Below are 25,565 nucleotides of genomic sequence, written 5' to 3'. Positions count from 1 at the left end.
GTTCTCTAAAGTCAACTTTTATGCCAACGAAAACTAACTGACACGATGACATAATTTAACTATTACTTCATTATGGAATGACAGTTTTGAACAGCCCCTAATTACAACTACAAGCATTAAACAGACAAATCTTGAAAATTTCTGAAAGAAAAAATATACATCTCATTTGAAAAACAGGTGTAAATACTGATAATCAACAGTTTAAGAGTTATTACTTTTATAATAAACTAATAATCTATTAATTATGAAATTTTCAAACTCTATACATTTCGGAATCGCTACACTATTAATTGCAATCTCTGTATCAAGCTGCGACCTGCCACAAAATGATGTGGCAAAAAATGAAAAAAATAAAACTGAAACACAAGTTGAGAAGCATTCAGAAAAACCTGAATATTTTCTACTACGTCCAGAGGTTGAGAAAGCTTATGGATATTCGCACGCCGTAAAAATTGGAAACTCCATCAAAATTTCTGGAGCCGTAAGTATGGACGATGAAGGTAACCCTACAGCCGTGGGAGATCTAGAACAACAAATGAAAAACTGCTATGCCGACTTACAAAAAGTACTGGCTCATTACGGATGCACTTTTGATGATGTAGTAGTAGAAAATGTATTTACTACAGATATGTCAAAATTTCTAACAGCAGCGGCTTATCGAACAGAAATCTACAAAAACCACTTCCCTACTGGTTCGTGGCTTGGAGTAACAGAACTAGCAATACCTGAATTTATGATTGAAATTGAACTCGAAGTTCATAAAACCGATTTATAATAAAATAATACTATTTATTTTTAATAAAACAACAGGAATGAAACATAAAGCAAAAGACTGGACAAAGGAAGAATTACAGTTATACATTTTATTAATGTGTGCTAATGCTGATAAAAATGAAACAAAGGAGGAACTTGAAATGATATCATCTAAAGTTTCTAAAGAGACATTTGACAAAATGCTTGAGCTTTTCCGAAGCGACACTGAAATAAAAAGGTTTAAAAAAATTGACCGAAATATTCAACAACAAAATTATAGTGCTTTAGAGTTAAGCGCTTTCAAAAAGGAGATTTACGAAGTGTTTTTATCAGATAATAACTTTTCGATGCTAGAGAAAAGGTTAGATTGGACACTTGACAACATACTATATTAGCTTTTATGCGTTGCCATTTCAATTAACCGGTAACACAACACTAATATTTTAAAACAGCTTTTTTGAGTATCTTTCCTAAAATTTGATATTTGGAAGCTACTCCCATAAAAAAATCTTGGTTTTACATTGTATTACTTATTCTAGCAGGCGAAGCTGTATTCATTCTCCCATTCGTTTTAGCTCGAGTTTTTAGAGCTACCGTTCTAGATGTTTTTAATATCACAAATACTGAACTTGGATACTGCTTTTCTATTTATGGTTTAGTGGCTTTAGGCTCTTATTTAATAGGTGGTCCATTAGCAGACCGATTCCCGCCACGAAAGTTAATGGGTGTTGCATTAGTATTAACTGCAGCTGGCGGTATTATTTATGCCAGCAATCCTTCACTTACAACCTTAAAAGTTCTTTATGGTTATTGGGGGTTCACTACGATATTTCTTTTTTGGGCAGGAATGATTAAAGCTGCTAGAGTCTGGGGAGGAATCAATAATCAAGGAAAAGCCTTCGGGTTTCTCGATGGAGGTCGTGGTCTTGTTGGCGCTTTATTTGGATTATTAGGTGTGTTTGTCTTTTCTTGGTTTGTACCTGACAATACAGATCAATTAAACACATTTCAGCAAAATGATGCATTTACCATGGTGGTGTACATCTCTTCAATTATTGTAGCCTTTATAGGAGTTATTGTGTACTTCTTTTTAAAATCTAATAGTTCTGAAGAACTTGTTTTAAAAGAAAAAATAACAAAAGAAAATATTAAATCGGTTTTAAAACTTCCCTCTGTTTGGTTATTAATGATTATTATTTTGTGTGCTTATGTAGGCTATAAAATAACCGATATCTTTTCGCTTTATGCTAGTCAGGTTTTAAACTACTCGGAAGTAGATGCTGCTAAAACGGGAACCTTCCTTTTATTTATTCGTCCTATTGTGGGTGTTGTAATTGGCTTTTTAGCAGATCGAGCTAGAGCTTCTATTTATCTTAGTTTAGGATTTTTATTGACAATTATAGGCGCAATTTTATTTGCGAGTGGCGTACTGCCAGATAGCACTACGGTATTCTTTTTCACAACAATAATCATTACTGCCCTTGGAGTTTACGCTGCACGTGTTTTATACTTTGCAGTATTAGAAGAAGGTAAAATTCCTCTAGTCTTAACAGGTACTGCTGTTGGTGTAATATCATTTATTGGTTATACGCCAGATATTTTTGCTGGTCCAATGATTGGTTATTTTCTAGACGGCTGGAAAGGTGAGCAAGGACACCAATATGTTTTTTGGGCACTCGCTAGTTTCTCTGTTATTGGCTTGATTGCTTCCCTTATTTTTAATAAAATCAATAAACCTATTCCTCAATAATAATCTCTCGTTATTAGTAGCTACTTAACTGTTAGCAATTCTGCCCATTGGGTAGTAAATCTTGGGCTTCTATCAGCTTTAACTAGCTCCCATTGTTTCATTCTAGTGCCTGTTGACCCTGAGGAAACTTTACCTTTTCCGTATTTACTATTAAGCGAATCTACAAGCTGCATTAACTCTTTGTATTGATCTGTTTTAGGCGATTCAAATAGGTTTCCTTGTACATAAGCTTCGGGAATAATTCCTGTAAGGTTTACTCCTACTTTTTTATAACGATAGCCAGGCTTATAAATTTCTCTCAAAATTTTATTAGCTTCAGTAATAAGAGTGAACGTATTGTTAGTTGGAATAGCAAGTGTTACCGTTCGCTTATTTCGGTATTGCTTATCACTAGTACTAAACGAGTTGGTATGTAAAAAAACGTGTAAATACATTGCGCACGTTTTTTGAGCTCGCAATACTTCAGAAACTTCACTAATATAATATGCACAAGCCTCTTGTATTAGTGACAAGCTTTCTAATTTATGCCCAAAAGACTTAGCAGTACCTATCCCTTTTTTAGGTTTAGGTATTTCAATCATATTTAGACAAGCTTCACCGCGAAGTTCTCGCCACAAGCGCTCGCCTACAACCGTTAGTTCTTTACGTACCCAAGGCAATGGCATTTCTGTAAATTGATATGCTGTATAAATACCTACATTCTGCAACTTAATGGCGTGCTGTCTTCCTATCCCCCAAATACTTTTAATTTCGGTGTTTTTTAAAACATCAATGCGTTTAATATCGGTGTCAATTACAAAAACGTGATCGTGCTCTGGTCCTTTTTTGGCTATTTTATTAGCCAACTTAGCTAGTACTTTTGTAGGTGCAATCCCTACGCCCGTGGGGATTCCTGTATTTCTGAATATAGTTTCTTTTATCTTATTTCCATAGTCCTTTAAATCTGTATTTATAAAACCATCTAAATCTATAAAACTCTCATCAATGCTATATATTTCTACTCGTGGTGAAAAGTCTCTAAGGGTATTCATAACACGTATTGACAGCTCTCCGTATAAAGTATAATTAGACGAAAAGAGCGTTACATTATTTGCTTTTAAAAGATTTTTAATTTTAAAAATAGGTTCAAACATAGGTATTTGCGTTAGCGCCTTTGCTTCTCTATTTGCGGCAATAACACAACCGTCATTATTACTTAATACTACCACAGGTTTACCCCACAAATCTGGCCTAAAAACTTGTTCGCAGGACGCGTAAAAACTATTGCAATCTACTAGTGCTATCATACTGCTTTATTAATTATATACGTGATAACTCCCCATAAAGTAAATGTGGGATTTCCTTCCGAAATTCTAATAACTGAAAAATCACCTTCAATTACAACAAGTGCTAGTTTGCCTTTTAATGCTGGCGTAGAACGGTCGATAATCAATACAGCATCGTTATGGATTTTTAAGTGCTTATATTCCGTAGATTCCATTCTAACAAAAAAAGTAGCATCTGCATTGGTAATTAATTCTTGATGTAAATCGATAGTAGGTTCTAAATAATGCGTGGCAGGACTCGGAAACCCTGTCTGCTCTGCAATACCGGGTTTATGCCTGTGTTCTTTTCTAGCTAATTTTCCAATTGTTGTTAACTTCATTCTACAAAATTAGGAAATATTCCATACTTTTGGATTAATTCCTAAAATGGTTATTAACAAAAAATATGAAATCAACTAAACATCACTCAACAATGCAAGGACCTGTTTACAAATAGAAAGAAACCATGTGTTTTTCAATGAAAAATCTATTTAACGAAAATTGATGCCTATTTTTGAAACCTAAATAAAAGCACTGTAAGTTAATCCCCTTTTCAAAACGCACTCTTGAAACATTACTTCAACATACTCCGTCCACTTAATCTCTTAATCATAGCAGCGGTTATGTGTATAATTAAATACGGTTTTTTTGAACGCTTAGGAGTTGCAACTGCATTGGGGACATTTGAGTTTTTACTACTTGTGTGCGCTACAACTTTTATTGCTGCAGGTGGAAATATTATCAATGATATTCACGACACAGAAACTGACCGAATTAATAAACCAAAAAAGCTACTTGTAGGCAGGCATATTTCAGAAAAAAATGCAGACTACCTCTATATAGCTTTTACGAGTATTGGTGTCTTAATGGGACTTATTTTAAGCAACATGATAGGCCACAAAGCCATTGCAGCTGTTTTTATAATTGTTGCAGCACTACTCTATGGCTACGCAACCACATTTAAAAACATCTTTTTAATTGGTAACGTAGTGATCGCAAGTTTAGTAGCTTTTACACCTTTACTGCTCGTGCTTTTTGATATTTTCCCTACCATTGAAAACAACATTTTAGCACCTACATTAAAAGCAAGTAAAACCATATTACATGTTGCCATTTTTGCTTTTGGAATTAACTTAATTAGAGAACTCATTAAAGACATTCAAGATACTAATGGCGATAAAAATGCAGGTCGAAATACCATTCCTGTTGTACTAGGAAAAAAACGCAGTACCTACATTGCATTTGCCATAACCCTTGTATTAATAGTAGCGTCGGTATATTATCTCTACACATTTATGTTTAGCTATAAATACTTAATGCGCTATTTTTTAGGTGCCGTTATTGGTCCTTTACTATATATTCTCGTTAAAATTTTTAATGCTGAAATGCCACAGAATTATAAACATATTTCAATACTATTAAAAGTAGTTATGGGCACAGGGATTTGCACTTTGCTATTTTTACCATTTCTATAAAACACTCAATCACGCTATGTTAAGAGAACAACTAAAAAACTATAATATCATCCTTGCTTCTGGATCACCTAGAAGACAGCATTTTTTCAAAGAACTTGACATCGATTTTACAATTGATGTTCGTGAAGTGGAAGAAGTATTTTCGCCAACCTTAAAACGTGCAGAAATAACCAATTTTTTAGCTGAATTAAAAGCTTCGGTTTTTACAGGTTTAAATGAAAACGATATTGTAATAACAAGTGACACAATTGTATGGCATAATGACACCGCTATTGGGAAACCCAAAGATGCGGTAGATGCGAAACAGATGCTTTTAGGATTAAGCGGAGACAAACACCAAGTATATACTAGTGTAACTTTTACTTCTAAAAACTTTCAGAAAACGGTACACGACAAAACAGACGTGTATTTTGGAAAAATTACACCAGAACAAGTAGATTACTATATTAAAACCTGCAAACCTTTTGACAAAGCAGGAAGCTACGGTATTCAAGATTGGTTAGGTTATGTAGGAATCGAAAAAATAGACGGTTGCTTTTTTAATGTAATGGGGTTACCTACAAGACTTGTTTACAAAACGTTAATGACATTGGCTAGCCAAGTTTAAACATCTAATTTTGCTTAAAATTTAAATTATGCTTTTATCTCGTTTTATAGCAATCACTTGCCTTACACTAGTATTGCTAAGTTGTAATACTGAAAAGTCAAAAAACCAACTTGCTTTAAATTCAACTACGGAAGTTTCAACGTCACAGAAAACAGCCGAAAGTAGAAATTTACCAGCAAATTTTGGAAATTATTGGTACGTAGGAACAGCCGAGATTACAAGCTACAATCTATCGCAATCTCGTTATGGAGAACAACGTGAAGGAAGCGCTGTTACCATTTTTGTTACCGAAGACTTTGATGCACAACAACAAGTAAAATCTGATAGACAAAAAGACGGCGACATCCCTATGTTAAAACTGAATACTACTAAAAAGTTTAACACAGGTATCTATCCTTACAGTATAATGACCAGCGTTTTTAATCCCGTAAGCGATACGCGCCATTCATTAAAATTAGTAAATTCAGTTCAGGAATGGTGTGGACAAACCTATATGCAATTAAATAACCAAGAGCAATTTGAAATACAAACAAACTCGTATTTTCAAAGTGAAGGTGATCAAAAAATCAACCTTGACAAAACAGTACTTGAAGATGAAATATGGAACCTAATTAGATTAAACCCATCTGAATTACCAGAAGGAACATTTGATATTATTCCATCGTTCGAAAACTTTAGACTTGCTCACAAAGAAATTAAAGCATACCCTGCTGAAGGTTCTCTTAAAAGTGATAGTTTAATTAGTACCTACACTTTAGTATACCCTCAATTAAAACGTAGTATTGCTATTACCTTTAATACTAAATTTCCACACGAAATTTCAAATTGGGTAGAAACTCACGCTAACGGTGAAACCACTACCGCTACTATAATCAACAGAATACAATCTGCTTATTGGTCTAAAAAGGCTACTAAAGACATTGTATTGAGAGATTCGCTTGGTTTAAAATAATGCCTCATGGAATATTATGAATATCAAATATTAAAATCAGTTATTGCAATAGCTGTTCTTTTATTATTAAGGTGGTCATTACTTAAAACGACCAAACGCTTTGCTCAAAAAATTGAACGACTAGAACAACGAACTAACCTCATAATTAAGCACATTAATTTTGGGGTTGTATTTCTGACACTTGTATCATTATTTCTTATTTGGGGAGTTGGTATTGGCGACTTAGGACTTGTTATGTCTTCAGTATTTGCAGTAATAGGTGTTGGCTTTTTTGCACAATGGTCTATCCTAAGTAATATTACAAGCGGCGTTATTATCTTTTTCATATTTCCGTATAAAATAGGCGACTTTATCATTATCCACGATAAGGAGAATAACTTTGAAGGTACTATTGAGGACATTAAAACATTTCACGTAATGATTAGAAGTATTACGGGAGATTTAATGACTTACCCTAATAGTTTAATGCTTCAAAAAGGAGTTACTGTTGTAAAACCTGAAGAAATTGATGCCTATCTACATAAACAAGAAGAGCTACAAAAAGAAGAACACGACGCTAATAAAGATCATACAGATTAGTTTTCGTTAATTTCTAAAAATGTTTATTCTTCCCACTTGTTAAACAAATCTTAACGTTCTGTCGCAATGTGCCATTTCTGCTATCTTTGAGGGTATAACCACTTAGATACTACATCAACTATGCGAATTCCTTTTTTGGTCGTTTATTCGATTCTCTTTGCGCTTCCTACGGTACAAGCGCAACAACCACAAAAGCCAACAGCCTCACAAATTTATCACAACCTTCAAGACCTTAATTTTTTAGGGAGCGCACTTTATGTTGCTGCGCATCCTGATGACGAAAACACACGCTTAATTAGTTACCTCGCTAACGATGTACACGCACGCACGGCTTATTTATCGTTAACGCGTGGTGATGGAGGTCAAAACTTAATTGGCCCAGAAATTCGCGAACTTTTAGGCGTTATTCGTACACAAGAGTTATTGGCTGCTCGCCGTACAGACGGTGGACAACAATTATTCACACGTGCAAATGATTTTGGTTATTCTAAACACCCAGACGAAACACTTGCCATCTGGAATAAAGACGAAGTATTAAGCGACGTCGTTAGAGCCATTCGTAAATTTAAACCAGATGTAATAATTAACCGCTTTGATCATCGCAGTCCAGGAACCACACACGGGCATCATACCTCTTCAGCAATGTTGAGTTTTGAAGCTTTTGATCTTGTAGGCGATGCTTCAAAATATGTCGAAACTGCTAACGAGTTTGGAATTTGGCAACCTAAACGTTTATTATTCAACACCTCTTGGTGGTTTTATGGTAGCCGTGAAAAATTTGAAAACGCAGACAAATCTAAGCTACTTTCAGTTGAAACTGGTAACTACTACCCTGCTTTAGGCTTATCTAACGGAGAGATTGCTTCGCTAAGTAGAAGTATGCATAAGAGTCAAGGTTTTGGTAGTACAGGATCTCGAGGTGGTGAAACAGAATATTTAGAATTTTTAAAAGGTGATTTCCCAACAGATACTACAAATCCTTTTGATGGTATCAATACTACTTGGTCACGTATGAAAGGTGGTGAAGCAATTGGAAAAATACTTTATCCTTTAGCCGAAAATTTCAATTTTAAAGATCCTGCTGCAATGGTACCACAATTATTACGTGCCTACGAGTTATTACAGCAAACTGAAGATACACACTGGAAAAACATTAAAAGCGAACAACTTGCTCAATTGATATTAGACTGCGGCGGTATCTATTTAGAAGCCGTTTCTGAAACAGAAACGATCAATCCTAAGGGAATGTTTAAAGTGAGTTTTGAAGCAATTAACAGAAGTCTTAATAGTGTTGTATTACAAAAGGTAACAACAGTAGATGGTACCCCTTTAGATGTATCATTAAAAACATTAGCAACAAATGAAGGAGCAAAATTTGAAGCAAGTATTATTTCTAAAAACGAAGCCCCTTCTGGACCTTATTGGTTAAATAAAAAAGGAACATTAGGAATGTACAATGCACCAAAACACTTAATTGGTCTTCCTGAAACACCTGCTCCTGAGCAAGTAATATTTCATTTACAAATAGGTCGTGCTACATTGCCTATCTCTAAAAACATTGTCTATAAATTTAATGACCCTGTTGATGGCGAAGTATATAGGCCACTTCAAGTATTGCCAGAAGTTACCGCTAGCATTGCTGAAAAAGTAATCATTTTTGCAGATGGCGCTACGCAGGATATTCCTGTAACAGTTAGAGCTGGCCGTGATAATATAAGCGGTTCAGTACAATTAAACGTACCTAAAGGATGGTCTGCAAACCCTGCAACACAAACCTTCAATCTTGCAAGAACAAATGAAACCGCTACGCTAGTTTTTAAATTAACACCTTCAAACAATCAAAGTGAAGGATATATAAAACCTTTAGTGCAATTAGGAGATCGTTATTTTGATAAAGAGTTAGTAACCATCGATTATGATCATATTCCATATCAATCGGTTTTACTACCTTCAGAAGCTAAAGTGGCTCGATTAGATATTAAAAAGAAAGGGGAAAACATTGGATACATTAATGGTGCTGGTGATGCTATTCCTGAAAGTTTAGAACAAATAGGTTATACCGTGACTACTGTTGCACCCGATAAAATTTCAGAAGAAAGCCTTCGTGATTTTGATGCCGTAGTTATTGGTATTAGAGCATATAATACTGTGCCCCAATTAGAATTTGCACAAACTGCACTTAACAATTACGTTAAAAATGGTGGTACCGTTCTAGTACAATATAACACCTCGCATCGCCTTGTTACAAAGGATATCGCTCCGTATCCACTTTCACTTTCGAGAGATCGTGTAACAGACGAGTTTGCCAAAGTGACCATTTTAGAACCAAAACATCCCGTATTAAACTTTCCGAATAAAATAGAAAGTTCAGATTTTGAAAATTGGGTGCAGGAACGTGGTTTATACTTCCCTAATGAGTGGGACAAAGCATTTACACCTATTTTAGGAATGAAAGATAAAGGAGCTTCAACAAGTAAAGGGTCGCTTTTAGTTGCTAAATACGGCGAAGGACACTATATTTATACAGGTTTAAGCTTTTTTAGAGAATTGCCTGCAGGCGTTCCTGGAGCTTATAGACTTTTTGCTAATTTAATCTCCATAGGCAAGTAATGAAATCACAAGAAGACCCAATAGAAATAGTGAAGCATAAAGTGGTGTGGAAAAAGAAATTTACATTCGTTCTGTTAATGAACGCCTTCTACATTTACCTCTTTTATTTATTAATGAATCATTTCGCCTAAATGCAGAATCTAGATTGGTATATCCTTATCGGGACCCTCGTTTTTATTGTTCTTTATGGTACTTATAAAGCACGCTCAAACAAAGATGTAACAGATTATTTAAAAGGTGGTAGCGATTCTCGCTGGTGGACAATTGGGCTTAGTGTTATGGCAACACAAGCAAGTGCCATTACCTTTCTCTCTACACCAGGACAAGCCTTCCATAGTGGTATGGGCTTTGTTCAGTTTTATTTTGGTCTGCCTATTGCGATGGTGGTTATCTGCCTTGTGTTTATCCCTATTTATCACCGACTCAAAGTTTTTACGGCCTACGAATATTTAGAAACTAGGTTCGATTTAAAAACCAGAACCTTAACAGCTATTCTATTTTTAATACAACGGGGTCTTGCAGCAGGAATTACCATTTTTGCACCAGCCATTATCCTTTCGGCAGTATTGGGATGGAACTTAGTATATTTAAATATTGGGATAGGTGTTTTAGTAATTATCTACACCGTTAGTGGTGGTACCAAAGCTGTGAGTGTGACTCAAAAACAGCAAATGGGAATTATATTTTTAGGAATGTTTCTCGCATTTTTAATTATTCTGAATTACTTACCGCTAGATGTAAACTTTACCAAAGCATTAGAAATTGCAGGTGCTAGTGGAAAACTAGATGTATTAGATTTTTCTTTCGATTTTAATAATAAATATACTTTCTGGAGTGGATTAATAGGTGGTACTTTTTTAGCACTATCGTACTTTGGGACAGATCAAAGCCAAGTGCAGCGTTATTTAAGTGGACGCTCTATGAAGGAAATGCAAATGGGAATGATCTTTAATGGTCTATTAAAAGTACCAATGCAGTTTTTTATATTATTAGTGGGTGTTATGGTATTTGTTTTTTACCAGTTTAACAGCTCCCCTATTCACTTTAATCCAAGTGCTGTTGAAGACGTAAGAGAATCTCCATTTGCTGCAGAATATGCAGCCCTAGAAGGTGAGCAAATTACATTAGAAGCTGCTATTAAGAAAAAACAAATTACGTATAGCAGAGCCGAAATACCAACAGAAAAAGCCCAACTTTTATCTGAAATTGCAAGTCTTAATAAAAACCAAGAAGCCTTAAGAGATAGAGCGAGAGCAACAATAAAAAAAGCAAACCCAAAAGCCGAAACAAACGATAAGGATTATGTGTTTATCCACTTTATTTTAAACAATCTCCCTACAGGAATGATTGGACTGTTACTAGCAGTTATTTTAAGTGCTGCAATGTCCTCAACAGCATCTGAATTAAATGCATTAGGCTCTACCACTACCATCGATTTGTACAAACGTAACAATCAAGGAAAAGGTGAAAAGCATTATGTACACGCCTCTAAATGGTTTACATTACTATGGGGAATTATAGCTATTTGTGTTGCCTCGGTTGCTAATTTATTTGAAAATTTAATTGAGTTAGTAAATATTATAGGATCTATTTTCTACGGAAATGTGCTTGGTATTTTCCTTTTGGCATTTTTTATAAAATTTGTAGGAAGTCGTGCAGTATTTATCGCTGCATTAATTACACAAGCAATCATCCTATATTTCTGGTGGATAGATCTAATGCCTTATCTATGGCTTAACCTTGTAGGTTGTGCTATTGTTATGGGTATTGCAGTAGTACTACAAGTGGTATTACCAAAGGATGGAGATAAACCTATTGTTATTACTGAATAATAGTAAACACCAGGTTTTTTAGCATCTTTAAATGAAAAAAAAATGAAAAAGAGCACTTTTATACTATTGCTACTATTTTTCACAAGTATTGTCTCTTGTAATACTGATGATAATGTAGCTGACGAAAACGAAGAACAAGAACAAGAGCAGGAACAAGAACAAGAACAAGAACTAATATATCCTTGCGATAAATTGTACAAAAAAAGCAGATTATTTGAATATGAGGCTCCTACAGCCATACACGAAGTTTTTTACGATAGCAACTATAGAATAAATGAAATTTTTTCAGCAGATTATACCACAATAACTTCTTTTCAATATAATATTGTCTATGAAGGAGAAGCTGTTTCAAAAATTGTATTTAAAAGTATGAATGAATATGATAGTACTTTTAATACGGTTATTGAGTATGATGATATTGTAATAACTGATACCTCTTTCACGCTTAATTCAAGTTTGAGCGATAATAAAATTGAAATATTTCATACAGATGGATATGTTGATAATACTAGATATTATTACTCTATAAATCCTCCAATGTACAATGAAGAATTTTATACAAGAAACGAACAAAATCAAATAGTTTCTAACACCTTTAGCAACTCCACATACACCTATTCAAATTACGTTAATGGGGAAGATAATGATCCTATTGGAAGTACAATTTTATCCGATTTAAAAGACATAATTTTAATTCTAAAACTAAAATATTCTTCAAGCACCCCTCTAACACTTACTAGAAACTCATATATTAAAAATTACACCCCTGAATTTGAGGGTAACAGTTGTATTATAAAAAATATCTTTGAGGAAAATAGGTACTTTACTTTTGAATATATAATTCCATAATATCGTTGATATTTTTCAAACATAAACCTTACTCTAGTCTATTTATTCCTTTAGAAATGTAAACCTGTAATTAATTAAAACCAGCATCGTTATTATAACGTATTAAAGAAACATCAATAGTACATGGAACAACAGTTTATAGAAGATGAACTATTCGAAAGAAAAGATTTTTCGGAAAAAGGACTTGAAAAAGCAGACTACGAATCGTGTACATTCTCAAATTGTAATTTCACAAATACAAACCTGTCTAGCATTAGATTTATAGATTGTGAATTTCATGACTGTAATTTAAGTACAGCTAACATGTATCAAACTGGCTTTCAAAATGTAGTATTTAAAGATTGTAAAATGCTAGGGTTAAATTTTGAAAAATGTAGCGACTTTGGCTTTTCTATTAAAATTGATCATTGTCAACTTAACCATTCGTCTTTCTACAAATTGAAGCTTGTAAAAACGTTGTTTAAAAATGCTAAATTACAAGAAGTTGATTTTAGTGGATGTGATTTAAGCTCCGCTATTTTTCAAAATTGTGATTTACAAAATGCTACATTCAACAATACCAATCTAAAAAAAACTGATTTTAGAACTTCCCATAACTTTACCATTGATCCTGAAAACAATCAAATAAAAGGAGCTAAATTTTCCCAAGAATCAATAAGTGGACTTTTAAAAAAATACCATCTCCTTATCGAATAATAAGAAAGGTTATACTTGTAAGAAACGCTATAAAATGATAGAAAGACTCCAAAACAAGGATATAGAAATAGCTGAAAAAATACGCGCTGTTTTTCAGTTGTCATATAAAATAGAAGCCGAACTTTTAAACGCTGTAGATTTCCCTCCTCTAAAAAGAACCATTGAAAATTTTGTGATTAGTGAAACAGCATTTTTTGGATATTTAAAAGAGAAGGAACTTGCTGCAGTAATTGAAATAACTACTAATAACGAATTTACACACATTAATAGCTTAGTGGTAGATCCACGTTTTTTTAGACAAGGAATTGCAAAAAAAATGATGGAGTTTGTTTTTGAAACTTTCGATTCAAAACTTTTTATAGTTGAAACAGGATTAGAAAATGGACCAGCGACTCAATTGTATAAAAAATTTGGATTTAAAGAAGTAAAACAATGGGATACTGACCACGGCATTAGAAAAATAAAATTTGAACGAAGATTCACTAATTAAGCGTAATATCATTAAAACAATGCGCTACCACTAGACTATTAATTGGAATATTTGCTTCTATAGATTTATAATAAAATAGGTCTGAAAAAAATCTGAAGTAATTAATTATTACTTCATTTAGATTTAAACAAATTTGGTTCTACGTTACCTAACCGTTTATTGCACTCAATTAAATGACCATTAACCAATTCATAAGTTTCCTAATTTTAATTATAAGCTTTACCGCTTGTAAGGATGTTAAGGACGTTGAAAAAGTGAATGAAAAATCTGAAATAGTATCTTCAGATTTAATTGTTGATCATTTTAATATTTGGGTTAAAAATCCAACAAAAGCAAAAGAGCGTTTAACAGATATTGGGTTTTATGCAGTTCCAGATTCTCTATCGCTAATACATACCGGACAAGGGACTACGGGAAAATATTTTTACTTCTTAAATGGGTATCTCGAATTAATATTTGTGTATCATCAAAATGAGTTTGACGCGAATAATGCGCTTAATACAGCATTAGATTTTAAGGAACGTGTAAATTTTGAAACAAATGGCGCTTCCCCATTTAGTATTGCTTTGCAAGTAAAAGAATATAACATCGAAAAAATTCCTTTTGAAAAAATACGCTATCATCAAGAATGGATGGAAGAAAACGAAAGTATCTATTCGGCTAAAAATTCTAAAATAAACCTCAAAGAGCCTTCTATTTTTGTGGTCTATCCAGAAATTGAAGCCACTAAATTCGAAACAATATCCGATTTAAAAAACATACCTGACGAATACGCATTTGCGAGATCATTTTATAAACACCCAAACGAGGCTGAAAAAGTGACTAAAATCAGTATCACAACTACAGGCACAAACACACAAACGGAAACTATTACTGCAATTAACGGTATTGAAAATATAAGTATTCAAAACGGGAAGGAACATTTAATGGAGTTGTATTTTGATAATAATATTCAAGATAAAACAATTGATTTAAGACCTGAATTACCATTAATAGTATATCTATAAACTACCTTTAATAGATAGCATTTACTCAACTTTGCTTAAAATTTCTTATAAATTAATTACTGAAAGTTATCTGTTACAATTATGGAAAAAATCTATAATTTTATAAAAAAAAAATAAAACAAGAAGCAGAATAGATTTAACATCTTTTCGCAATTGTTTTTTAATCTGTTCAATCTCTGAACAAATTTAAGGTTATGGATCAATCACAAATAAAAGGAGTTGCTATTATTGCCTTTAGTCTCATAGGCTATTCTTTACTTGACAATACTATTATGCACACCATATCAGGTATTTTATGCGCCGTTGGATTAGGATTAATATTGAAATGGATTCCTTTTAGCAAGAAGAATACAAACCAAAAAACTGAATAACAAGTAAAAAAAGAAATGACATCAGGGTATAAAACAGCTACGTTTCAAAACTTAAAATGTAGCTTGTTTTATGTTTACAACGTCTAATTTTCCTTCGGAAATTCCTCGCACTTAAACCTGCTTCATTCCACATACTCAACAGCTGTATGAATAGTAAATAACTAAATGGAAATTGCATGTTTAGACACCAAGGCAAAAGCAGAACTTTAAAACATAATCTTCGTATTGCAACTATTTTATCCTTTGTTGCTGGTATTGTAAATGTTACGGGATTCCTTTCCTTTAAACAATTAACAACCAATGTTACGGGTCACTTTGCGCTATTTATTAATGACGTAGCCGATTTTGAATTTTGGAAAGGAACCATTTATTTCCTCTATATTTTTTCATTTTTAACAGGCTCATTTGTATCTAGTTTTCTCATTGAACAGTACAAGGAAAATAAAAAGCTAAACGTTTATTTACTTCCTACTTTAATCGAATCGCTCATTTTAATATCTATTGGTGTATTAAGCAATTTTGTTGAAATGAGTTTTTCAGATCTATTAGTATGTTTGTTGCTTTTTGCGATGGGACTTCAGAACTCGTTTGTAACTAAAATTTCTAATGCAGTGGTGAGAACTACCCATTTAACAGGACTTTTCACTGACTTAGGTATTGACATTTCGCAACTGTTTTTTCCGAAATATTATTCCGTTAGACATAAGCTGAAAGCCAATATCAAACTCCGTATTTATATTATTTTATTCTTTTTTGCAGGTGGATTATTTGGAGGTTTTCTTTATTCAAAACTTGACTTAAAACTAAACACGCTTATTTTTGGCGCAGTGATTTTACTCATTAGTTTAATTTATGATGATTTAAGATACCGTATCATAAAAACCAGACGAAAATACCAGCAACGAAAAAAAATACCGGCAAATACACACACAAAAAACGCCTAGCTACTCCCCGCTTTTAAAAAAATGCTCATTAGTATTTTAGTCTTATTTGTTTTACTTATTTTTCATATTCGTGAATTCATAAATAAAACATATCTGGATGTATAAAATTACCTTTTGTTTACTATTTGTTTCGGTATTTGGTTTTAGTCAAAATATCCAATTTGATGATCCAGATTTACTCTCCTTTCTAACCAACAACCTTTGCGTAGATACTAATGGTGACGGTACGTTTAATGCAACAGCAGATTTCAACAACGATGGAGAAATTCAGTTTACCGAAGCACAGCAAGTGATACGTTTTAAATTTAATACCTTAGCACACGATATTGAAGATATAGGCGGTTTTGAAAATTTCATAAACTTAGAATACCTTGATATTTCTACTATTGATATCACTCATTTAGATACTAGTGTATGGACATCGCTGCAAACACTTAAATTATCTACTGCTATTGATAGTTTTGTTTTTGACAATCCCTTATTGACCGATTTTTATCTTCAAAATGTAGGTTTCAACAATCCTGTTTTCGATTTAACAAACTTACCAAGCCTAGAATACGTAAGAGTACAGAGTACGCATTTAACTGATAATCTAATTTTTGGCGTACATAACAATCTTGAAGAATTAAGAATCCTAGATGGTACTTTTTCTACATTAAACTTAGCCGGAATGCCAGCCTTAAAATATGCTACTATTGCAGATTTTATTGGGACCACTTTAGATATTTCAAACAACACCGTTTTAGAAGAGTTTAATTTTAACTATTCAGAAAATACAACAACACTAATTGGTAGTGATGCTTCACCGTTATTAGAAATTGTAGACTTTGATCTAGATGATACTCAGAATACCATATCAAACTTAGACATCACTTTCAACAATCAAAATTTGAAAGATGTTTCCATTCGTGGTGCAAATTCAGTTTCAATAACTAATAATTCGACAACTATTGGGAGTTTAGACCTGTACTTTCTTCAAGAAGCTATAATTATAGATAATTGCAATTTCGGCTATATAGATAGTTCGCTTAATTCCTCTTTAGATATTATTGAAGGTGCTGTATCTAACATTAGTTTAACTAACGTAGCGGGTATTCGGTTTTTAACATTTCAGAATATAACAACTACCCTACCTATTGATTTGACAACACTTAGAACAGAACGCATTACATTATCTAGTTGTAATTTTACGCAGCTGCTTTTAAAAAATGGCGATATATTACAACAATTTAATAGCAGTAGTGACACCGCTATTGAGTATATCTGTATTGATACAGATGAGTTAAGCATTGTTGAAAATGGCTATAGTAATAGCAGCCAGCCAGCAGTTATAAATTCGTATTGCTCATTTGGATTAGGTGGAGAATATTTCGAAATAACTGGAGATGTACTTATAGATTTAGGAGCTGGATGTACCGTTTCAAATGGTCCTATATTCGATTTACAGTTTCAAGTGAGTGATGGTACCGATACCGAAACCTTTTACGCTACAAATAATAACAATTACTCCTATACCTTGCCAGAAGGTACTTTTGAATTAAACACCCATCTTACTAATTTAGACTTATGGACGGTTAGCCCTTCAACTATTACCTTAGATTTCCCTACAGATGCAAGTCCGTTTGTTCAGGATTATTGTGTGACTCCAAGTATGGCATACAATGATGCCGAAATCATACTAGTGCCTTTAAATGATGCGCAACCTGGTTTTGAGGCCAACTACAAGCTTATTTATAAGAATACAGGAACAACAGTCCTATCTGGTGTAATCGATATTGCTTTTGATGATACAGTAATGGAATTTGAAATGGCTGTGCCTGCTATAACGACTCAAATTGAAGGGAATATTACCTGGGAATATACGAACCTACTTCCTTTTGAAACGCGTGAAATAGCTGTTACCATGCTATTAAACACACCAACTGACCCAGACTTTCCACTTAATGGTGACGATGAGCTTAGATACACGGCAACTATTAATCCTGTAAATACAGATGAAACTCCAGAAACCAATGTATTTGAGCTAGATCAAACAGTTGTAAACTCCTTTGACCCTAATGTTAAAAAATGTTTACAAGGAAAAAGCATTACACCAGAACAAGTGGGTGAATATGTACATTATATAATTCGTTTTGAAAATAACGGAACTGCAAATGCTACAAATATTGTGGTGAAGGATATACTTGATACTACAACCTTAGATGTTAGCACCTTTGTCCCAATATACGCAAGCCACAATTTTACTACAAGAGTGCTAAATGGAAATGAAGTAGAATTCATTTTTGAAAACATTGAGTTGCCTTTTGACGATGCGACTAACGACGGCTTTGTGGTATTTAAAATTAAAACAATCCCAACATTAGTATTGGGCGATACCTTTAGCAACCAAGCGGAAATCTACTTTGATTATAATTTTCCAATCATCACGAATAATGAGACAACAGTGGTTGAAGAAGACGTTATTTTTTCTGTTTCTGAAGCTCCTTTAGATAGTGTTTCAATCTATCCAAATCCTTCAAGCAACATTTTAAATATTAAAAGTCAAATTCCTTTTTCTGAAATACTAATGTACGATCTAAATGGGCGATTGCTTAAAACCGAGCACTTAACGACCACTACTACGCAATATCAAGTAGACCTAACTACACTATCAACCGGGATTTATTTTATTGAAATACAAGGCGAAAATTTAAAACACACGTTAAAATTTATTAAAGAATAATTTTAGCCGAAATTTTAAAGATTACGGATTCCCGTAAATAACTTTATAAAAATACCATGTACATTTACAGGATAACCATGACGACTTTCCATTGTTATCCTGTTTAATTTACGGGATAACCATGACAAATGTCATCATATAACGAGTTGTGTTTCATACCGAAAAAAGCCAGCCGCACAAACAGCACATTTGGTTTTTGCCGACACAAAAGCCAACGCTGAAAAACCAAAAGAGCTGTTTTTTGCCAACGCTCGAATGATATTGAGAAGAAAGAATTAAATTTAAAAACTGACAGAGAAAATACATTATATGGAAATAAAAATCTTGAAACCACGAAAGGCAATAAACAAAGCCTTTTTAAAAATAAAACCGAACAGAACGGAAATTGAAAGTTTCAAGACGAATTTGATTGAACTGCTCGACCGAACCAATGATACTGAATCAGAAGAATTTCACAAGAACCTAGTTTCTGACTTTCTAAAAGACACTTATTACAAGAACAACCATTTCATAAACACAAAAGGCAGGAATGACCTTGTAATTCATAACGGAAATAAAGCAAAAAGTACAGTTGGAGTAATCATTGAGGCAAAAAAGCCAACCAACAAAGCAGAAATGCTGACAAAAGAAAAAATCAATGTCAAAGCATTTCAAGAATTGGTTCTCTACTACTTAAGAGAGCGAATTACTCAAAAAAACCTCGAAATAAAATATTTAGTCGCTACAAACATTAACGAATGGTTCATTTTTGATTCCAACGTATTTGAAAAGCAGTTTGCTCAAAATAAAGGATTGGTTAAACAATTCAACGATTTTGAAAATGGAAGATTAGCAGGGAAAACAACTGATTTTTTCTACAAGGAAATTGCAGAGCCTTTTGTTAATGGATTAAAAAACGATATTGAATTCACATTTTTCGATATACGAGAATACGAAAAACCTCTTCGCAATAACAATCCAAAAGACGATAACAAACTTATTTCGCTATATAAATTACTCTCACCAGAGCATTTACTAAAACTACCTTTTGCCAATGACAGCAACAGTCTTGACAAAAGATTTTATGGAGAATTATTACATATTATTGGACTTTCAGAAACGAAAAATGGAAGCAAAAGACTAATCGAACGAAACAAAAAAGGCGAAAGAAACACAGGCTCGTTTCTTGAAAACGCAATAATACAACTTGACAGTTTAGATAAAATAAATAGACTTGACAATCCAAGTCATTTTGGAACAACTCAAGAAGAACGTTTATTTAATGTTGGACTTGAATTAAGCATTACTTGGATTAATAGAATATTGTTTCTTAAGCTTTTAGAAGCTCAACTTAAAACCTATCATAAAGGAGACAAATCCTATGAGTTTTTAAGTTTTGATAAAATTCAAAACTATGATGATTTAAACAGTCTATTCTTTCAGGTTTTAGCCAAACAACAATCAGAAAGAAATGAAGATGTAACAGAACTTTTTGCAAAAGTTCCTTACTTAAATAGTTCGCTTTTTGAACCAACAGGAATTGAACACGGAACCTTATTCATTAGCAATTTACGTGACGATAAAACAATTCCTATTTATTCTTCAACCGTTTTAAAAAACGAGAGTGGAAAAAAACGAACAGGTAATTTAAATGCTCTTGAATATCTATTTGAATTTCTAAATGCTTACGATTTTAGTAGTGAGGGAAAAGAAGAAATTCAAGAGGATAATAAAACTCTAATTAACGCTTCTGTTCTCGGTTTAATTTTCGAAAAAATTAATGGTTACAAGGATGGTTCGTTTTTCACACCAGGTTTTATCACAATGTATATGTGTCGTGAAACCATTAGAAAAGCGGTTATCCAAAAATTCAACGAAACTAAAGATTGGAACTGTAAAGACATTGATTCTCTTTACGATAAAATTGAAGATAGACAAGAAGCAAACAACATTATAAACAGTCTTAAAATTTGCGACCCAGCAGTTGGTTCAGGACACTTTTTAGTTTCTGCACTTAATGAAATGATTGCTATTAAAAACGACTTGAAAATTTTACAAGACAGAGATGGAAAAAGGTTAAAAGAATACCAATTTGAAGTTGTTAATGATGAATTGATTGTAACTGATGAAGATGGAGAATTGTTTGAGTACAATCCAACCAACAAAGAAAGTCAACGAATACAAGAAACATTATTTCACGAAAAGCAAACCATAATTGAAAACTGTTTATTTGGTGTAGATATTAACCCAAATTCCGTAAAAATTTGCCGATTAAGGCTTTGGATTGAACTACTTAAAAATGCTTATTACAAAAATGAAAGCGAATTAGAAACGCTTCCAAATATTGACATCAATATAAAATGTGGAAACTCGCTTATTAGTCGCTTTGAATTAGATGCTGACCTTAAAAAAGCACTAAAAAGTAGTAAATGGACTATTGATAGTTATAAACTAGCAGTTGACACCTATCGCAATGCTCAAAACAAAGAGCAAAAGCGAGAAATGGAAAAACTGATAGATGATATTAAGAACGATTTTAGAAGTGAAATATCACTTAATGACCCAAAAGTTAAAAGATTAAAGAAAATACAAGGCGAAATTTTTGGAATGACCAATCAAACTCAAATGTTTGAATTGACCAAAAGAGAAAAAACTGCTTGGAATAAAAAACTTAAAAAACTCACGGAAGATTCGAAAAAATTAGAGACAATTATTGAAGAAATTAAAAATAACAAAATCTATGAAGAAGCTTTTGAATGGCGTTTTGAATTTCCAGAAGTTTTAGATGATAATGGAGACTTTGTTGGTTTTGATGCGGTAATTGGGAATCCGCCTTATATTTTCTCTCGTGAATTAATAACAAAACAAGAAAAAAATTACTTCTATGACAATTATAAATTAACACAGTTTAAACTAAACACTTACATCCTATTTTCGGAATTAGCTAGTAAAATTTCAAATTCTAATAGTACTATAGCATATATAATTCCAAATAATTGGTTAACGCTTCAATATAATTCTCAATTCAGAGAGTTTATACTTAATGAGTTTTCAGATGTTAAAATTGTAAATGATAAAAACAAAACATTTGAGGATGCAAGCGTTGATGCATCAATACTTTTAGTTTCAAAAATGGGTATAGGAATTACAAAATCTTATGAGTTAAACAACACTGATTTTGAATTTATCTCTGAAACAGAAAACACTAATTATCTAAATGATACTGGTTCAATAATAAATTATGGTTTATATAGAAACCCTGAATTGGCTTTGATTTTAAATCAGATAAATAATAATTCCAAATTATTAGAAACTGAATTTATTGTTAAAAATGGCGTTCAAGCTTATACAGTTGGTGAAGGTATTCCTACCCAAACAAAAGAAATGAAAGACCAAAGGGTTTATCATACTAACACCAAAATAGATGATAATTGGAAAAAGTATATCGATGGCTCTGATGTATCAAGATATGGATTAAATTGGACAGGATTATATATAAAATATGGTAAAAACTTATCAAGAAGACGGACACCTGACCTTTTTACTGGTGAACGAATTTATGTAAGGCAAATACCTTCAAAACCACCTTATGCAATCGTTTCAACCCTTATTAATATAGATGCTGTATGTGATAATAATCATATGATTATTAAATCTAAAGAGGAGCATTCAATAACATTAAAATCTTTAATCGGTATACTTAATTCAAAGTTAATCACCTTTTGGTTCGCTTCTACTTTTGGAAAACATCAAAGAAAGTTGTTCCCACAATTTAAAGTCAAGGAATTACAAATATTTCCAATTCCAAAAAACATAAGTCCAATACTTCAAGAAATAGAGAAATCGGTTAACACGTTATCTATAGAATATAATGAAGAAGTAAATAACAAAATAGATAGTTTAGTTTATGAACTTTATGATTTAAAGAAAGAACAAATAGAAATAATTGAAAGCAATTTATATAAAATAGCCAACGCATAAAGCCATACACATTTGCAATTCGCTCAAGCCAACGCTACGCCAAAAATTGCAAAAGAGTATGTCTTTGCCAACGCTACAAACAGAACGGAAAATAAAGTACGAAAACACAACAACGTATATAAAAAATAGCGGTTTTAGTGCTTAAACAAAAGATAAATAATAAAATAAAGGTCAGTTATAAACCGAAAAGTTAGTGCTTTAAAATCCGCTACTTTTCATATACAAGACCGTTGTGTGCAATTTGAGAAAACTCTGAACTAATGAATATTATTCAAGAACTGACAGAAAAATATAGCGGAAAATATTCAGAGGATTTGGCAAAAAACGTAAACAGTCCAATAGGAAAATACGTTTATCAACCGAAAAACGGAATTATAGAAGTTGACGGAACTAAAATCAGTATAAATCTGAATGAAGTTGGCGGAGCAATGCCTGTGACTGAACCGTTTCGAATTACTCTACATTTAGACAAAACTTATGAAACCGAACTGACAATATTCCCTAAAGACTTGTGGAATCAATTTTTGGATTTTATTCTACCAAAACGAAGAGCGTTTGTTCCTAAACCGATTTTAAAACAATTTTGGTTTGGTGGAAATAAAGACTTGCTAAAACAACTCGCATCTGATAAAGATTTTTGCGAAAAAATAATCAACGAAAGAATTTATATAGAAACTGGATTTAAAACAACTAACCGAATTATATTAACGCCTGAATATGGAATTAAGGACATTGAGCAATTCGAAAAGTTTGTTTCCGTCCTAAAACAAATTGAAAATAAAATAAAAACTGCACACAACACCGTATATAATTTATTGCTAGTTCTAGCCTACTTACGAAAATCCTCGCGGATTTTCTATTTGGTTTGTATTTGCTAAATTAGGTGCTTAAAACACGCAACAAACCATATACAAAACCGTTAGCAGCAATTTAAGCCAACCATAAACTAATGAAGTACTTTATAGCAATCTTAATGTCACTTATTGGATTATTTGTTTTCGGAACAATTCTGAAAACTGAATACTCTCTTGCTATAGAAATTACTTTTACCATCTTGACTTTTATTATAGCTTTTTTCTGGGAATACTCTCTTTTTAATAAAACTTTTGATTCTGATTTTAAGATTAAAAGTCAAAGAAAGACAATCAGCCTTTTTGATATTGGAATGGCAACATTTTGGACGATTTATATTTTGATTTTAAGCGATAATAGTGATACACTTAGTTATCTGACTTTTGTATTTTGGGCAATTCCTTTTTCGGAATTTATTATGTGGTTTATTTACAAAAAGAAAAAACCTTATACGATATTTATAAATAAGAATGAATTAATCCTGAATAGACGCTGGATTTTAAAAAGGAATCTGACTGAACTCACTCAAATTCAATACGACCGATTTAGTAAAAATTTAAAACTTGATTTTAAAACAAAACGTGAAGTTTCAATAAAAGCTACGGAATACAATACAGATGAAATTCAAAAATTATTAGAAATTTTAATTGAGAAGTCTGAAAACAATGTTTTTGTTCCGAATAATTATGAACCGAAAATAAAAAACAGCTGCTAACACTGTATATAATTTATTGCTTGGTTCTAGCCTACTTACGAAAATCCTCGCGGATTTTCTATTCAGTTTTTATTTGTTAACTTAGTTGCTGAACCACGCAACAAACCATATACAAACACGTTGTAAAACATACCCAAAAAACGCTCGGAACTTAAAATTCAAACTCTGAAATTTTGAAAATAGTAACTTTTAAGTTACTTTTGTCGGAATGGAAAAAGTTAGGCAAGTAATACAATATAAAAATTATTTCGAGGAGTTTTTACTTGCTCAACCGAAAAAGGTTCAGGACAAAATTTTTAAGGTCATTGAAATAATCGAAACTTATCAGCACGTGCCGAAAACATATTTGGCACCAATGAAAACTCATAAAGGATTATTTGAGGCTCGAATTAAATTAGGTTCGAATATCTGGCGAGTTTTTTGCTTCTTCGATAAAGGTAAATTAGTTATACTCTTGAACGGATTTACTAAAAAGACGCAGAAAACACCGAAAAAAGAAATCGACAAAGCTGTCCGATTAATGAAAGAGTATTACGAAGAAAAAAACAAAGGCAATGGAAACTAAAAGTTGGAAAGACATAAAAGACACAGTTTACGGAAAAAAAGGAACTGAACGCAGAGACGAACTTGACAGAGATTTTGAATCGTTTAAAATCGGTTTGCTTTTACGAAATGCACGTGAGGAAAAAAATCTGACTCAAGAACAACTTGGCGAACTGATTGACAAAAAACGGACTTACATTTCTCGTGTGGAAAATAATGGCAGTAATCTGACTTTAAAAACCTTATTTGACATCGTAGAAAAAGGACTTGGTGGAAAAGTAAATATTTCAATCGAAGTCTGATAAAAGTACGATTTTACAACACCGTGTATAATTCATTGCTAGTTCTAGCCTACTTACGAAAGTCCTCGCGGACTTTCTATTCGTGATTTATTTGCTAACTTTAGTGCTTAAACTACGCAACGAAATCATACACAAAACCGTTAGCATTAATACCTCCGAATCGAATCCTGCGGATTTAATTCGGAGGTATTTTATGAGGAATCAGTTCGGAATTTTGATGGAATAAAATGCTGAATTTGTATCGCGCGAAAA

At 32.7% G+C, this 25,565-nt stretch carries 23 protein-coding genes; 21 read left to right on the top strand and 2 right to left on the bottom strand.

The features are described 5' to 3' along the window. Window positions 1-244 precede the first annotated feature (244 nt). From GBH57_RS07085 to GBH57_RS07075, 3 genes are all read left to right on the top strand, one after another. Window positions 245-775, top strand: a complete 531-nt coding sequence (locus GBH57_RS07085) for a RidA family protein (RefSeq protein WP_151673511.1) — start codon at window positions 245-247, stop codon at window positions 773-775. Window positions 776-812: 37 nt separating this feature from the next. Next, window positions 813-1,148, top strand: a complete 336-nt coding sequence (locus GBH57_RS07080; RefSeq protein ID WP_151673509.1) for a hypothetical protein — start codon at window positions 813-815, stop codon at window positions 1,146-1,148. An 89-nt stretch (window positions 1,149-1,237) separates the two neighbouring features. After that, window positions 1,238-2,503: an MFS transporter gene (locus GBH57_RS07075; RefSeq protein ID WP_151673507.1), complete on the top strand. Its 1,266-nt coding sequence runs from the start codon at window positions 1,238-1,240 to the stop codon at window positions 2,501-2,503. Between the two features lie 20 nt (window positions 2,504-2,523). Here the strand turns inward: GBH57_RS07075 and GBH57_RS07070 are convergent, their stop codons facing one another. Together GBH57_RS07070 and GBH57_RS07065 are read right to left on the bottom strand one after the other, a co-directional pair. After that, window positions 2,524-3,789 (bottom strand): Y-family DNA polymerase, encoded by a 1,266-nt coding sequence (locus GBH57_RS07070; protein ID WP_151673505.1) that lies wholly within the window; start codon window positions 3,787-3,789, stop codon window positions 2,524-2,526. Then, complete coding sequence (locus tag GBH57_RS07065) at window positions 3,786-4,148, bottom strand: S24 family peptidase (protein ID WP_151673503.1); 363 nt, start codon at window positions 4,146-4,148, stop codon at window positions 3,786-3,788. The genes GBH57_RS07070 and GBH57_RS07065 overlap by 4 nt, the downstream gene beginning before the upstream one ends. Window positions 4,149-4,373: 225 nt before the next feature. Between GBH57_RS07065 and GBH57_RS07060 the strand changes: the two genes are divergently transcribed. The 18 genes from GBH57_RS07060 (at window position 4,374) to GBH57_RS06980 (ending at window position 25,313) form a co-directional block, all read left to right on the top strand. Further along, a complete protein-coding gene (locus GBH57_RS07060) occupies window positions 4,374-5,282 on the top strand; it encodes a geranylgeranylglycerol-phosphate geranylgeranyltransferase (RefSeq protein ID WP_151673501.1) in 909 nt (302 codons plus the stop codon). A 16-nt stretch (window positions 5,283-5,298) separates the two neighbouring features. Further along, window positions 5,299-5,889, top strand: a complete 591-nt coding sequence (locus GBH57_RS07055; RefSeq protein ID WP_151673499.1) for a Maf family nucleotide pyrophosphatase — start codon at window positions 5,299-5,301, stop codon at window positions 5,887-5,889. A 28-nt stretch (window positions 5,890-5,917) separates the two neighbouring features. Then, a complete protein-coding gene (locus GBH57_RS07050) occupies window positions 5,918-6,841 on the top strand; it encodes a septum formation inhibitor Maf (RefSeq protein WP_151673497.1) in 924 nt (307 codons plus the stop codon). 6 nt (window positions 6,842-6,847) lie between these two features. Beyond that, a complete protein-coding gene (locus tag GBH57_RS07045; RefSeq protein ID WP_151673495.1) occupies window positions 6,848-7,420 on the top strand; it encodes a mechanosensitive ion channel family protein in 573 nt (190 codons plus the stop codon). A 120-nt stretch (window positions 7,421-7,540) separates the two neighbouring features. Further along, window positions 7,541-10,030 (top strand): PIG-L family deacetylase, encoded by a 2,490-nt coding sequence (locus GBH57_RS07040; protein ID WP_151673493.1) that lies wholly within the window; start codon window positions 7,541-7,543, stop codon window positions 10,028-10,030. Between the two features lie 131 nt (window positions 10,031-10,161). Continuing rightward, window positions 10,162-11,862, top strand: a complete 1,701-nt coding sequence (locus GBH57_RS07035) for a sodium:solute symporter family protein (protein ID WP_151673491.1) — start codon at window positions 10,162-10,164, stop codon at window positions 11,860-11,862. A 42-nt stretch (window positions 11,863-11,904) separates the two neighbouring features. Further along, window positions 11,905-12,711: a hypothetical protein gene (locus GBH57_RS07030; protein ID WP_151673489.1), complete on the top strand. Its 807-nt coding sequence runs from the start codon at window positions 11,905-11,907 to the stop codon at window positions 12,709-12,711. A gap of 123 nt (window positions 12,712-12,834) precedes the next feature. Beyond that, the gene (locus tag GBH57_RS07025; protein WP_151673487.1) at window positions 12,835-13,407 is read left to right on the top strand and encodes a pentapeptide repeat-containing protein; all 573 of its coding nucleotides are present in this window, start codon (window positions 12,835-12,837) and stop codon (window positions 13,405-13,407) included. A gap of 34 nt (window positions 13,408-13,441) precedes the next feature. Further along, on the top strand, window positions 13,442-13,897 hold the full coding sequence (locus GBH57_RS07020) for a GNAT family N-acetyltransferase (protein ID WP_151673484.1): 456 nt from the start codon (window positions 13,442-13,444) through the stop codon (window positions 13,895-13,897). A 173-nt stretch (window positions 13,898-14,070) separates the two neighbouring features. Further along, window positions 14,071-14,904: a hypothetical protein gene (locus GBH57_RS07015; RefSeq protein ID WP_151673482.1), complete on the top strand. Its 834-nt coding sequence runs from the start codon at window positions 14,071-14,073 to the stop codon at window positions 14,902-14,904. Window positions 14,905-15,098: 194 nt separating this feature from the next. After that, window positions 15,099-15,275: a hypothetical protein gene (locus GBH57_RS15990; RefSeq protein WP_161596075.1), complete on the top strand. Its 177-nt coding sequence runs from the start codon at window positions 15,099-15,101 to the stop codon at window positions 15,273-15,275. 176 nt (window positions 15,276-15,451) lie between these two features. Beyond that, window positions 15,452-16,219 (top strand): YoaK family protein, encoded by a 768-nt coding sequence (locus tag GBH57_RS07010; protein ID WP_151673481.1) that lies wholly within the window; start codon window positions 15,452-15,454, stop codon window positions 16,217-16,219. A gap of 97 nt (window positions 16,220-16,316) precedes the next feature. After that, window positions 16,317-18,941 carry a T9SS type A sorting domain-containing protein gene (locus tag GBH57_RS07005; protein WP_151673479.1) on the top strand — a complete coding sequence of 875 codons (2,625 nt, stop codon included), beginning with the start codon at window positions 16,317-16,319 and terminating at the stop codon, window positions 18,939-18,941. A gap of 309 nt (window positions 18,942-19,250) precedes the next feature. Continuing rightward, the gene (locus GBH57_RS07000; protein ID WP_151673477.1) at window positions 19,251-22,901 is read left to right on the top strand and encodes a DUF7149 domain-containing protein; all 3,651 of its coding nucleotides are present in this window, start codon (window positions 19,251-19,253) and stop codon (window positions 22,899-22,901) included. Between the two features lie 260 nt (window positions 22,902-23,161). After that, complete coding sequence (locus tag GBH57_RS06995) at window positions 23,162-23,779, top strand: hypothetical protein (protein ID WP_151673475.1); 618 nt, start codon at window positions 23,162-23,164, stop codon at window positions 23,777-23,779. 71 nt (window positions 23,780-23,850) lie between these two features. Beyond that, complete coding sequence (locus tag GBH57_RS06990) at window positions 23,851-24,468, top strand: hypothetical protein (RefSeq protein WP_151673473.1); 618 nt, start codon at window positions 23,851-23,853, stop codon at window positions 24,466-24,468. 208 nt (window positions 24,469-24,676) lie between these two features. Continuing rightward, window positions 24,677-25,033 carry a type II toxin-antitoxin system RelE/ParE family toxin gene (locus GBH57_RS06985; protein WP_042247318.1) on the top strand — a complete coding sequence of 119 codons (357 nt, stop codon included), beginning with the start codon at window positions 24,677-24,679 and terminating at the stop codon, window positions 25,031-25,033. Next, entirely contained in the window at window positions 25,023-25,313 is a 291-nt protein-coding gene (locus GBH57_RS06980; RefSeq protein WP_042247315.1) for a helix-turn-helix domain-containing protein, read from the top strand. Before GBH57_RS06985 ends, GBH57_RS06980 begins: the two co-directional genes overlap by 11 nt. The last annotated feature ends 252 nt before the right edge of the window (window positions 25,314-25,565 follow it).

The organism is Patiriisocius marinus (assembly GCF_008974325.1).
In the GTDB taxonomy this organism is placed as follows: domain Bacteria; phylum Bacteroidota; class Bacteroidia; order Flavobacteriales; family Flavobacteriaceae; genus Patiriisocius; species Patiriisocius marinus.
This window is presented reverse-complemented; position numbering and strand designations above follow the sequence as displayed.

Excerpts from the sequence above, each read along its gene's own strand:
- GBH57_RS07085 (WP_151673511.1), top strand. The coding sequence starts at position 245 with ATGAAATTTTCAAACTCTATACATTTCGGAATCGCTACACTATTAATT.
- GBH57_RS07080 (WP_151673509.1), top strand. The coding sequence starts at position 813 with ATGAAACATAAAGCAAAAGACTGGACAAAGGAAGAATTACAGTTATAC.
- GBH57_RS07070 (WP_151673505.1), bottom strand. The coding sequence starts at position 3,789 with ATGATAGCACTAGTAGATTGCAATAGTTTTTACGCGTCCTGCGAACAA.
- GBH57_RS07065 (WP_151673503.1), bottom strand. The coding sequence starts at position 4,148 with ATGAAGTTAACAACAATTGGAAAATTAGCTAGAAAAGAACACAGGCAT.
- GBH57_RS07055 (WP_151673499.1), top strand. The coding sequence starts at position 5,299 with ATGTTAAGAGAACAACTAAAAAACTATAATATCATCCTTGCTTCTGGA.
- GBH57_RS07050 (WP_151673497.1), top strand. The coding sequence starts at position 5,918 with ATGCTTTTATCTCGTTTTATAGCAATCACTTGCCTTACACTAGTATTG.
- GBH57_RS07045 (WP_151673495.1), top strand. The coding sequence starts at position 6,848 with ATGGAATATTATGAATATCAAATATTAAAATCAGTTATTGCAATAGCT.
- GBH57_RS07040 (WP_151673493.1), top strand. The coding sequence starts at position 7,541 with ATGCGAATTCCTTTTTTGGTCGTTTATTCGATTCTCTTTGCGCTTCCT.
- GBH57_RS07035 (WP_151673491.1), top strand. The coding sequence starts at position 10,162 with ATGCAGAATCTAGATTGGTATATCCTTATCGGGACCCTCGTTTTTATT.
- GBH57_RS07030 (WP_151673489.1), top strand. The coding sequence starts at position 11,905 with ATGAAAAAGAGCACTTTTATACTATTGCTACTATTTTTCACAAGTATT.
- GBH57_RS07025 (WP_151673487.1), top strand. The coding sequence starts at position 12,835 with ATGGAACAACAGTTTATAGAAGATGAACTATTCGAAAGAAAAGATTTT.
- GBH57_RS07020 (WP_151673484.1), top strand. The coding sequence starts at position 13,442 with ATGATAGAAAGACTCCAAAACAAGGATATAGAAATAGCTGAAAAAATA.
- GBH57_RS07015 (WP_151673482.1), top strand. The coding sequence starts at position 14,071 with ATGACCATTAACCAATTCATAAGTTTCCTAATTTTAATTATAAGCTTT.
- GBH57_RS15990 (WP_161596075.1), top strand. The coding sequence starts at position 15,099 with ATGGATCAATCACAAATAAAAGGAGTTGCTATTATTGCCTTTAGTCTC.
- GBH57_RS07010 (WP_151673481.1), top strand. The coding sequence starts at position 15,452 with ATGTTTAGACACCAAGGCAAAAGCAGAACTTTAAAACATAATCTTCGT.
- GBH57_RS07005 (WP_151673479.1), top strand. The coding sequence starts at position 16,317 with ATGTATAAAATTACCTTTTGTTTACTATTTGTTTCGGTATTTGGTTTT.
- GBH57_RS07000 (WP_151673477.1), top strand. The coding sequence starts at position 19,251 with ATGGAAATAAAAATCTTGAAACCACGAAAGGCAATAAACAAAGCCTTT.
- GBH57_RS06995 (WP_151673475.1), top strand. The coding sequence starts at position 23,162 with ATGAATATTATTCAAGAACTGACAGAAAAATATAGCGGAAAATATTCA.
- GBH57_RS06990 (WP_151673473.1), top strand. The coding sequence starts at position 23,851 with ATGAAGTACTTTATAGCAATCTTAATGTCACTTATTGGATTATTTGTT.
- GBH57_RS06985 (WP_042247318.1), top strand. The coding sequence starts at position 24,677 with ATGGAAAAAGTTAGGCAAGTAATACAATATAAAAATTATTTCGAGGAG.
- GBH57_RS06980 (WP_042247315.1), top strand. The coding sequence starts at position 25,023 with ATGGAAACTAAAAGTTGGAAAGACATAAAAGACACAGTTTACGGAAAA.